Below are 10,506 nucleotides of genomic sequence, written 5' to 3'. Positions count from 1 at the left end.
TATCATAGCTAAATAATCCTTTAGGGTTTTCTACCAATTTTTTATATTCTTCCCATTCTCCGCAAATTGGAGTTAATGAAATTAAATCCGTAGTTGCATATTTCGCTAAATCTGCATATCGCTTTTCTGCAATAGCATTTTCAAAATTAGTTCTAGTTTTCTCAATTGAAGCGAGTTCCTCATTCACATTTATAGGATTACTGTCAACTTTTTCAGTTTTATTTTGATTTTTATTACAAGAAATAAAACAGAAGACTAATAGAATAATAATTAAATTTTTCATTTATCAGATGTTTTTAGTTCATATGTAAATTAATATAAAAATCTGATTTGCAATTGATTTGGTTTATTCTAAAGTGCAAAAATATTTTATAAATTTCTGTAGGCTATTTGCTGCAACGGTTCGCGGTTATCGCAAGTTGCGGGAGTAGGGACGCGGACTTGTCGGCTTAGTTGTTTTCATAATTGGTCTCTAAAATTACAATTTTTCCCCGATACCCGGAATTTGAGATGAACCGCTGTTGGCAACTGAGCTTTAACTAAATAACTCTAATATTAATCTTAGTCACCAGGGACTTGAAATCGATTTTTTGAGCAATTATAATCAACCCATTCTGAATTTTTAGGATATGTATCTACATCTAGTAATTTACACTTCCACAATGGAAGATTCTTAACTTTATTTGGTGATAAAAATGATGTCATTAAAATAGTATCTCCAGCTATATCTGTAGTAAAAGCATAAGCTCTTAAGTCTTTATTGAACTTGTTTTTATATTTCAATTTTAACTTCCTTTCAAATTCCATTATTTCTTCTGCTCTATCCATTTCTACTATAAATGGTTTAACAGCGTAGCCAATTGTTGCTTGGTTACTTTTGACTTCATAACTTCCACATATTGTTAACTCAGTTGTAATTTGATCAGGGATCTGATCTATAATCATTGATTTACAAGAAGCTATTAATCCACAAATTGAAGGAATTAATAATATCATTTTTAACTTTCTCAAAAGTCGGGAAGATGTGGTCTGAATATTTTGAGAATTATTATTTTTCAATAAGAAAAGTTTTCAGTCGATTAATTATTTCTAGCACCTCAATTTTTATAAGCTTTGTTGCCAACGGTCTCGGTTATCGCCAGTTGGCGGAGTAGGGAAAGCGGCATTGTCGGCTTAGTATTGGTTTGTTGGTCAAGTTGATTATTTTCTTTCTTACGGTGCCGGCTATTGGCGATTAACCGTTGTTGCTGCAAGTAGCCGTAGTACAACAATGTTTTTTAGTTAATCCTTCATATTGGTTGTGGCAACTTCTCTGTGGAGTTTCCAAACTCCATCTTTTTTATCTTTTTTTAGAATGGCTAAAAATGAAGCTTTAATTTCAACTGGCTTACCTTCTGAATTAGTATAGAAACTCGAGCTAGTTCCAAAATCGTAAGCAACTGAATCATTTAAAATTATAGTTTCTTCTGGTTTCATTCGAATATTATCATAGCTAAATAATCCTTTAGGGTTTTCTACCAATTTTTTATATTCTTCCCATTCTCCGCAAATTGGAGTTAATGAAATTAAATCCGCAGTTGCATATTTTGCTAAATCTGCATATCGCTTTTCAGCAATAGCATTTTCAAAATTAGTTCTAGTTTTCTCAATTGAAGCGAGTTCCTCATTTACATTTATAGGATTAGTGTCAACTTTTTCAGTTTTATTTTGATTTTTATTACAAGAAATAAAACAGAAGACTAATAGAATTATAATTAATTTTTTCATTTATCAGATGTTTTTAGTTCATATGTAAATTAATGTAAAAATCTGATTTGCAATTGATTTGGTTTATTCTAAAGTGCAAAAAGTATTTTATAAATTTCTGTAGGCTATTTGCTGCAACGGTTACGGTTATCGCAAGTTGCGGGATTAAGGACGCGTACTTGTCGGCATAACCAATTCTTTCCTGGTTTCTAAAATTACACTTTTTTGAAAATACCCGTTATTTGCGATTAACCGTTGTTGTGAGTAGTTTTTTACTACTATTTATCTTTAGGAATTAAATCATAAATCCTGGCACTTTTGTATTTCATAATCCATAAGTATGGAACTAAAACAAACAATCCTCCAATCAAAGGACCAACCGCTATTTCTTCATTTTTTGAAAATGTTGTAGTATATGTTCTATAACCTTCTTTTTCAATTCTGACTTGATTGGTACTACCAACTATTTTTGTGTCCTTGTGCTTATAGGGTGTTTTTCCCACCTTTTCACCATTCATATAAATTGTTGCATTTGAAGGGGTAGAGTCTATTATTGTTGAACTAGCACAACTTGAAAATAATATGACAGTAGATAATATGGGAATATAAAGATTTTTTAATTTCATTTCTGTTGTATAAAAAAACGGATCAAACTCAGTAGTCTAATCCGTTTTATAAATTAATTGTAAATTATTTAAACTCAACAATATCTGCAGTTACGTAACATTTTGCGGTTGCAACTATACCCAAAAAATTTGAATATTTAAAGTTTACGGTTGAGTTCGCTAATGTCTGCCCATCTTGTAAAGTATAATTTTCAAGCATTTTTTGTTTTGCTTCATCTACAATAGCTTCTCTGTTCATTCCACCAATCCCAAGTACATATGTTGCTTGAGACATACCCTGAAGATCTCTCTTGACATAAGTATAATTGTTAGAACTCAATGCAGCCGAATTATTCATGTATCCGGTAAGACCTGCAGAACAACTCGAAAATAAAACTGTAATACACAAAATGAATGAAATACGAAGTAGTAATCTTTTCATGAAATTTGATTTAGTTAATTGATTAAATTTTCTACGAAATCAAATTAACGTAGATGATATTGGGTTTCCTTACGGTTTCCCGTATCAAATTCAAAATTTCAAAAAAAATTACTCACAACGGTTTCGAATAATCGTCAGTTGTGGTTGAAGGTATTCGGATTAGTCCGCTTAGGTTTTTGTTTCCTGGTTTCTGAAAGTACTATTTTATTTCAAATGGCCACAACTGCGAATATTCGTTGTTATACACTGGTGCGACACAGCCGAGTGAGAACCTCAGATATGCCGCAGTCGGGAATATTTTCACAATCAATTCAGGATCTTGCTCGTTTTGTTACAATTCTTGCATCCGAGTAAGTGTCCGTTTCTTGGTACTAAGCTTGTTTTTGATGAAGTTTTTAGTAGCTAATTTGTGTTTGAGTAGCGACCAAAAGATTCTTTTTTGATAATAATCTTCCTGAGCGATTTTCTAGAATTTTCAATAGAACCAGGATTTCGAAAGTTATCGATAAACAAAAGATTCTTAGTTCAAAATTATCAATTGAAGGCTTTAAAATTCGAATTTTTCAGATTGGATTCTAATAGTTTTTAGTAGCTAAAATCGTTGCGGAGCACTTGTGTATAACGGTCTCGGTTATCGCCAGTTGGCGGAGTAAGGGACGCGGAGTTGTCGGCTTAGTATTAGTTTGTTGATCAAGTTAATTATTTTCTTACTAACGCTGCCGGCTATTGGCGATTAACCGTTGTTGCCCACAGTATATTAGTCTGATAATTCTAATTCTAATGCTAAAAGCTTAAACTCGTGGTTTTTTGGATCTTTCGGGATTCTAGTCCAATAACCTTGAAAGAAACTCCACGAATTATTTAAAGTCGAACTCGAGATCATTCCGAATGCTGGCTCATATGATATATCTGTTAATTGTCCCTTCTTGCCCGGTGATATATATGAATATTCAAATTTGTTATCTTCTATAATTAACCACTCTAATCCGACAAAAAGACCCTCTTCTGGAAATTTTATATTCAAATCCGAAAGATTTATTTTAGTGGATCTTTTACCACGGCGTGTTACGCCGATTATATTTTTATGGTATATATAATCTCCTGGGTTACCAACGCTGTCCTTTGTATACAATTTAATTAAAAATTTCGCTCTAGAAATATCACTACTGGTAAGGATAGAAATTTCATTTAAAAACGGTGTTTTGGAATATGAACTATCATACTCAAAAAATCGCGCTGTTATCCCAGGTAAATTACCTGCTCCAAAAAATCTCTTAGTTTTCGCTTTGTCGTATTTACCAATACTAGTTTTTCTTTTCTTCTTTTTAGAACTATTTAAGTTTTCAAGTTTAGGATAAGGATCTGATATTGATTTTAATCGTATACTATCTTTTAATAAATCAAATTTAATACGTTGGGTTTGATACCCGATAGCTGAAAAGACAACAAAGTTTGAGTTGTCAGTCTTGTCTAGCTGATAAACCCCATTTCTGTCAGATGTGGTTCCAGTATTTGTATTCTCAATCCAAATACTTGCAAATGAAATGGACTGATTAGTATCAGAATTAATAATTGTTCCTTGAATTTGAGCAATTGAAAATTGAGAGCTGATGAGTCCAATAATTATAAGTAGTTTTCTTGTCATATATTGTGGGCAACGGTTCGGTTATCGCCAGTTGGCGGAGTAGGGGACGCGGATTTGTCGGCTTAGTGTTGGTTTGTTGGTCAAGTTAATTATTTTCTTACTAACGGTGCCGCTTATTGGCGATGAACCGTTGTTGTAAACTGTGGCGACATTAACAAATTTGATTGAATGAAGAAAATAATATTAAGTATTTAGTTCTTTCTTTTTTTATAATCCCTACGCGCCAAAAACCCCATTATTAATCCAAATGATATAAAGTGAAATATGAACTTCAAAATTTCAAAGCCATCTTCTAGTATGTAATAGAATCCTGCCATTAATACGGCAAATAGAGATCCTGAAATAAAAAACTGTTTTACGAAAACCTTATTCTCCTTTTTCATTTTTAATCAGCTTTAAGATTTTTCCAATATTTCAAATTCAATTTTAGAGTTGCTGTAGATGAACCAATTCCAAATAGAAATAGCATAAATGTATTTTTTCCTAAAAGGATTTTCAGTCAATAAGTCGGTTGCAACTAATATTAGTAATGTTATACCAAAAATAGATAAAAGAGCAAATAATATAACTTGAGTTTTAGTTGGATTTATTGTCCAATTAGAAGTCTTTTCTCCCATTTAACTTTTGTAATTGCGAATTAATTAAAATTATAAATAATTGTTTAAAACGAATTTTATTCTGGAGCCATTGTTTACAACGGTCTCGGTTATCGCCAGTTGGCGGAGTAGGGACGCGGATTTGTCGGCTTAGTATTGGTTTGTTGGTCAAGTTAATTATTTTCTTACTAACGCTGCCGTCTATTGGCGATTAACCGTTGTTGTTGCAAGTTTTTGTTCTCTAATTTTGTTTAGGAGGAGGCGGAGGAGGCATTGGAACCATTCTCAATGGTCTATCTCTGAAATAAATTTTCAAGTATAAAGTATCCGCATTTTCTTTATTTAGTTGATTGAATCTTTCTGATAGATTGATTAAGAAATCTTCAATTTCATCCGACTTAGTCTTTTCTTTAAAATAAACTTCTATTCCAGCGCGATCTGGTGAATCGGAATAATTGAAATCTTTACCATTATTTAAAAGATGTCTTTTTAAGATTATTCCTAAACTATCTATAGAATGTTTGATATTATAATTGGTGAGAATTGAATCATTTTGAATGAATATTCGTAAACGAAATGTTGGACAACTTATAATATTTCTTTCTGAACATCCATACCAGGGGAAGAGCTTAAATTTTTCCTTTTTTGATGAATAATTTATTATTGGAATAGAATCTTTACAAGCAATTCGATCAATTTCCATTAGTAGTTCTGAATAATCTTCGATATCCTCAATTGATATATCTGAAAGATTAGTTCTATCATTAAATTTTTCTCTTTCTGGAAAATAGTAAACTTCTTTTTTAAGACTATTCTTTTCCTTCTTTTGATTACAAGAGAATAAACTTAAAATTAGAATTAGTGATATGTGGATTACTTTCTTCAAAAATTTGCTACAACGGTCTCGGTTATCGCCAGTTGGCGGAGTAAGGGACGCGGATTTGTCGGCTTAGTATTGGTTTTGTTGGTGAAGTTAATTATTTTCTTTCTAACGCTGCCGGCTATTGGCGATGAACCGTTGTTGTGTGTAGTATTCTTAACGGAGAAATCTTATTCGTTCTCCGGAATCAGGATCATTTAAAAAGTACCACAATTGATATTCTTTCCCCTTTTTATAAATTTCTAATTGTTTGCTAGTATTGTCAGAATTAAAATTTAATTGAATTGATTTAGTCTTATGTGAGCTATCTATTTTCCATATTCCTTCATTTATCTCATTGTCTATGGAATTCTTAAATAAATTGCTCGAATTATTCATTTGAAAAGTAGAATCTGGATAAAATTCTATCTCTATACTATCATTTTTTAAATTCGATAAATATTTATAGGAAAATGAATCCATCTTCCATTTTCCAATTAATTCTTCTTTAGATATACTCAGATTTTCAGTTTGAATATTCCTATCAATGGGTCCGAATCCATTACAGGAAAAGATAAAAATTGTTAATATGAAGAAATATAATTTTTTTTGCATTGAAAAGCTTTCTTAGAATATCACACACAACGGTCTCGGTTATCGCCAGTTGGCGGAGTAAGGGACGCGAATTTGTCGGCTTAGTATTGGTTTGTTGGTCAAGTTAATTATTTTCTTTCTAACGGTGCCGCTTATTGGCGATGAACCGTTGTTGGCAAGCGTTAATCATCCCAACGAGTTTTCATCTCAGTTCCAATTTTAGAGTATTTAGATTCTATATTATAAACATAGCATTCTCCGTAACTATAATTTTCTGCAATCGAATCTATAAATATGAAAAATTCATCATTAGAAGTGATTAACTGCACACCTTTTCTTAGACCATCTATAGATCCTTTATCCAACTTAACTCTCCATTTAATTAAATCGACATTTACATCTTCATCGTTAAACACAAGTTTTTCTCTATTAATTATTTTCGCGGAAATGGGATTTTTCAAAAATAAATCTTGATATTTTTTTGGAAGATTTTCTAAGGGAATTACTTGATTAATACTGTCTAATGAATTCTCCACATTTCGAACTAAATAATTGCCACTAAATTCTGGTTCCTCACCTGAATTATAACTAGACGCGAATTGTTCGAAGTCGTTTTTTGATTCTGGATAAACTATACTGTCAATTTGTTCTGACAAAAGATATATTTTATCATTCCAATGAAATTTCTGGTAAACTGTTTTAACTTTTAACGAGTCGGAATATGGAATTTCATAGGTCGTGTCTCTTTCTACAATAGAATTGTAACTTTCAATTTCCACTTGTTTTGGTTCAAGTTTTATTATTGAATCATTTTGATTATATGTTCCAAAATGGCGGTAGATTTTATAATCTCCAAAACAACTTGCGGAGCTTTCTAGCAATATGAAATTTTTATTACTAAGAAGATCCAATTTTCTATGATGATTGAATCCACTATATCTGTAGGAGATTGTATCAATTGGTTTATTCTGCTCCTTAATTGCAGCTTTATCTTTACAACTTGAAATTGTAATCAGAATTATTATATATAGTATAATTTTTCTCATTGATGCTTGCCAACGGTCTCGGTTATCGCCAGTTGGCGGAGTAAGGAACGCGGATTTGTCGGCTTAGTATTGGTTTGTTGGTCAAGTTAATTATTTTCTTTCTAACGGTGCCGCTTATTGGCGATTAACCGATGTTAGCTGAAGTTTTTCTTCTCAAATATATTTCTGTAGCAACGACACAAATGACGAATAAAATTATTTGCAATAAAAATCCAAAGTTTTCATTTGACTCAATAATTTCGTTGGAAACGTTTTCTGGATAATCAATTTGCCAAACACTATTTATATTCAATTTTCCTATGAAAAGTGCTAGAATAACATTCACACCACTATGAATTCCAGTCGGCATTGAGATTCCATTGGATATAGCGGCAGACAAACCGTAAGCAAGTGACCAAATACCTGGACCTAGAAAAGATAAAATGGGGGACCATCCATTCGCTATATGGTATAAAGCGAATAAAATTGCAATAGTTATTTGAGTAATTCTAAGACCGAATATCCTATTTAATTTTATAAATGGATAGGATCTGAAAGCAAATTCTTCCATGAAAGCTAGTATTATTATAGCTGGTATTGCAATCATGAAAGTTTCTATATTTTGATCAGGAGAAAGCTTTAATTCTAATCCACTATAAAATATTTGAGAGAAAATCATAATAAGGGCAATTATAGCACCTATAAGGGTCCCGATTATGAATTTTATAATCGTATTTTTTTGCCATTTTAGATTATAATCTTTGAAACTAGATTTTTCAATTTTTAGAAATAAATATATGCTTGCTAAAGCTGATATTGTGCCAATTATTCCATGCGAGTATCTCTCAACTTTTTCTGGTAAAAAACTTTTTAATTGAGATAAGAAAATAAATAATAATGTAAATATGATTATAGAACCAATTGGAAAGATAATTTTTTTAAAGTTTTTGTTTTTAATCATATCTCCATTGAAAAATTACAGCTAACGGTCTCGGTTATCGCCAGTTGGCGGAGTAATGGACGCGGATTTGTCGGCTTAGTATTGGTTTGTTGGTCAAGTTAATTATTTTCTTTCTAACGGTGCCGCTTATTGGCGATTAACCGTTGTTGCCTACAGTTTTATTGTAGAAAACTATTTGTATCTACTAATTCAAATTCAGGAGAACTTTCAAATAAAATATTGAGGATATTCATATGTCCTGAACCAAATATAACCAGAATTTTATCATTTGGATTTATATCGATTCTTTGAATATTTCTAAAGATTTTCAAGTTTCTATTAAACCAACGACCAGTTTCAAAATTAACTCCAAAAAAATCTCCTTCGTTACTTTCGTATTTAAATGGTCCAATTAAATAATTACCTAAGCTTTTTTTGATATTTTCAGGATCGTTTAATTTAATTAGTTCAGCCAGAATACCTTCTTTCTTAAAGACGTTTTCTGGACTATATTTTAATTTTGCATCTGTAGTTTCTTTATAGTAATTGCTGAACTTCTTTTCTTCTAATGAATCTTTACCAAAAAGTGCTTGATCAACTTGTTGATTAAAATCTCCCCATTCATCAACACAGTACAGTTTTTTAATTCCAATTTTCTTCGCTAACCTAAATCCAATTTGTTGTGATTCATCTCTCTTTAAGTCATATTCTCCATTTAAATATGAGTTGAATAATGAATCAATATACTTTTGTTTTGAAGTTTTACGCTCTATAATTATGATAGTAGGTTGGAACTTTTCAAGTTTCTGTACTATCGATTTAATCTCTTCTTGATATTTAGGTTTGAGTACATCAATTTGATTCGATTTTTCTGTTTGGACGAAATCATTATTTGGGAAATTAAAATGAAATGAACCTAATGTTAAGACTTCTGTTTTATTCGTTTGAGCGTTAAATTGTAAAGTAATTAATAGAGTAAAAAGTAATGGGTGAATTTTCATTATTGTTTTTAATAATGACAAAACATCTTTTGAAATGTTACACTTCAAATAAAATTGTAGGCAACTGTCTCGGTTATCGCCAGTTGGCGGAGTAAGAGACGCGGATTTGTCGGCTTAGTATTGGTTTGTTGGTCAAGTTAATTATTTACTTACTAACGGTGCCGCTTATTGGCGATGAACCGTTGTTGTAAAGCGTTTGAGTACTATAAATACTCAACATCAGTTCTGACTTTTTTCCGCCACTTCTTTCCAAATTTCAGATCCATCAATTCAAATATTTTTTCATTGTAGGATTTTATACATTCTTCGATCGGTGGTGAACAGCCAAAATCATAGTATTGAATGGCAAACTCTTTTTGAAATTTTTCATCAGAACGTGTATTTGCAATCGGAGCTATAGATCCAAATAAAAGTAGTTTCGCTTCTCCATTTTTCCAATCTTTTTCTGCTTGTTCCTGGCTAAAATCACATTTTGCTTTTAAAGTCAGAATTTCAGTTCTATCGTCAGGTTTTAATTCGAAAAATTGTTTTCCATATCCAAAAGCAGAAACTTCTAATTTATAAGTTTTATCAATTTCTAGATTCTCAAATTTGAAAAATCCAGTACTATCTATAGAAGTCATTCTTTCTAAAACTGGTTTATCAATATTGATAATTTCTACATAAACATCAGAAATTGGAGTTTTATTTGAGATTGAAGATTCTACTTTTCCTCTTATTGTTTGTGCAATGAGTAATTGACTAAAAAATAGTAAGATCAGATTGATAAATATTGATTTCATTTTTTTCTCTCTCAAATGCTTTACAACGGTCTCGGTTATCGCCAGTTGGCGGAGTAGGGGACGCGGATTTGTCGGCTTAGTATTTTGTTGTTGGTCAAGTTAATTATTTTCTTTCTAACGGTGCCGCTTATTGGCGATGAACCGTTGTTGCTGCAAGTAGCCGTAGTCCGACAATATTTTTTAGTTAATCCTTCATATTGGTTGTGGCAACTTCTCTGTGGAGTTTCCAAACTCCATCTTTTTTATCTTTTTTTAGAATGGCTAAAAATGA

At 31.5% G+C, this 10,506-nt stretch carries 14 protein-coding genes; all 14 read right to left on the bottom strand.

The features are described from left to right. Positions 1–283: hypothetical protein (locus G529_RS0108275; RefSeq protein WP_026915087.1), on the bottom strand; the 283-nt coding region annotated here is incomplete at its 3' end. 278 nt (positions 284–561) lie between these two features. Beyond that, positions 562–1,059 (bottom strand): hypothetical protein, encoded by a 498-nt coding sequence (locus G529_RS0108270; RefSeq protein WP_157514588.1) that lies wholly within the window; start codon positions 1,057–1,059, stop codon positions 562–564. A 222-nt stretch (positions 1,060–1,281) separates the two neighbouring features. After that, a complete protein-coding gene (locus G529_RS0108265) occupies positions 1,282–1,767 on the bottom strand; it encodes a DUF4440 domain-containing protein (RefSeq protein WP_026915085.1) in 486 nt (161 codons plus the stop codon). Between the two features lie 257 nt (positions 1,768–2,024). Continuing rightward, a complete protein-coding gene (locus G529_RS15670; protein WP_051201401.1) occupies positions 2,025–2,372 on the bottom strand; it encodes a PEGA domain-containing protein in 348 nt (115 codons plus the stop codon). A 64-nt stretch (positions 2,373–2,436) separates the two neighbouring features. After that, on the bottom strand, positions 2,437–2,793 hold the full coding sequence (locus G529_RS15665; protein ID WP_157514586.1) for a DUF6567 family protein: 357 nt from the start codon (positions 2,791–2,793) through the stop codon (positions 2,437–2,439). Between the two features lie 757 nt (positions 2,794–3,550). Next, a complete protein-coding gene (locus tag G529_RS0108250) occupies positions 3,551–4,438 on the bottom strand; it encodes a carboxypeptidase-like regulatory domain-containing protein (protein WP_026915084.1) in 888 nt (295 codons plus the stop codon). A 191-nt stretch (positions 4,439–4,629) separates the two neighbouring features. Then, positions 4,630–4,821 carry a hypothetical protein gene (locus tag G529_RS0108245; protein WP_026915083.1) on the bottom strand — a complete coding sequence of 64 codons (192 nt, stop codon included), beginning with the start codon at positions 4,819–4,821 and terminating at the stop codon, positions 4,630–4,632. A gap of 12 nt (positions 4,822–4,833) precedes the next feature. After that, positions 4,834–5,055, bottom strand: coding sequence for a hypothetical protein (locus G529_RS0108240; RefSeq protein WP_026915082.1), 222 nt, complete (start codon positions 5,053–5,055; stop codon positions 4,834–4,836). 220 nt (positions 5,056–5,275) lie between these two features. After that, positions 5,276–5,920, bottom strand: a complete 645-nt coding sequence (locus tag G529_RS0108235; protein ID WP_026915081.1) for a hypothetical protein — start codon at positions 5,918–5,920, stop codon at positions 5,276–5,278. Between the two features lie 150 nt (positions 5,921–6,070). Further along, complete coding sequence (locus G529_RS0108230) at positions 6,071–6,508, bottom strand: hypothetical protein (protein WP_026915080.1); 438 nt, start codon at positions 6,506–6,508, stop codon at positions 6,071–6,073. A gap of 161 nt (positions 6,509–6,669) precedes the next feature. After that, entirely contained in the window at positions 6,670–7,533 is an 864-nt protein-coding gene (locus G529_RS0108225; RefSeq protein WP_026915079.1) for a hypothetical protein, read from the bottom strand. A gap of 124 nt (positions 7,534–7,657) precedes the next feature. Then, positions 7,658–8,473, bottom strand: coding sequence for a CPBP family intramembrane glutamic endopeptidase (locus G529_RS0108220; protein WP_026915078.1), 816 nt, complete (start codon positions 8,471–8,473; stop codon positions 7,658–7,660). Positions 8,474–8,631: 158 nt separating this feature from the next. After that, on the bottom strand, positions 8,632–9,453 hold the full coding sequence (locus G529_RS0108215) for a DUF5694 domain-containing protein (protein WP_051201400.1): 822 nt from the start codon (positions 9,451–9,453) through the stop codon (positions 8,632–8,634). Between the two features lie 203 nt (positions 9,454–9,656). After that, a complete protein-coding gene (locus G529_RS0108210) occupies positions 9,657–10,235 on the bottom strand; it encodes a carboxypeptidase-like regulatory domain-containing protein (protein ID WP_026915076.1) in 579 nt (192 codons plus the stop codon). Positions 10,236–10,506 lie beyond the last annotated feature (271 nt).

The sequence above is a fragment of the Christiangramia portivictoriae DSM 23547 genome (assembly GCF_000423045.1).
Taxonomy (GTDB): Bacteria; Bacteroidota; Bacteroidia; order Flavobacteriales; family Flavobacteriaceae; genus Christiangramia; species Christiangramia portivictoriae.
Note: the sequence above shows the minus strand (reverse complement) of the source record. Positions and strands in the feature narration are given on the sequence as shown.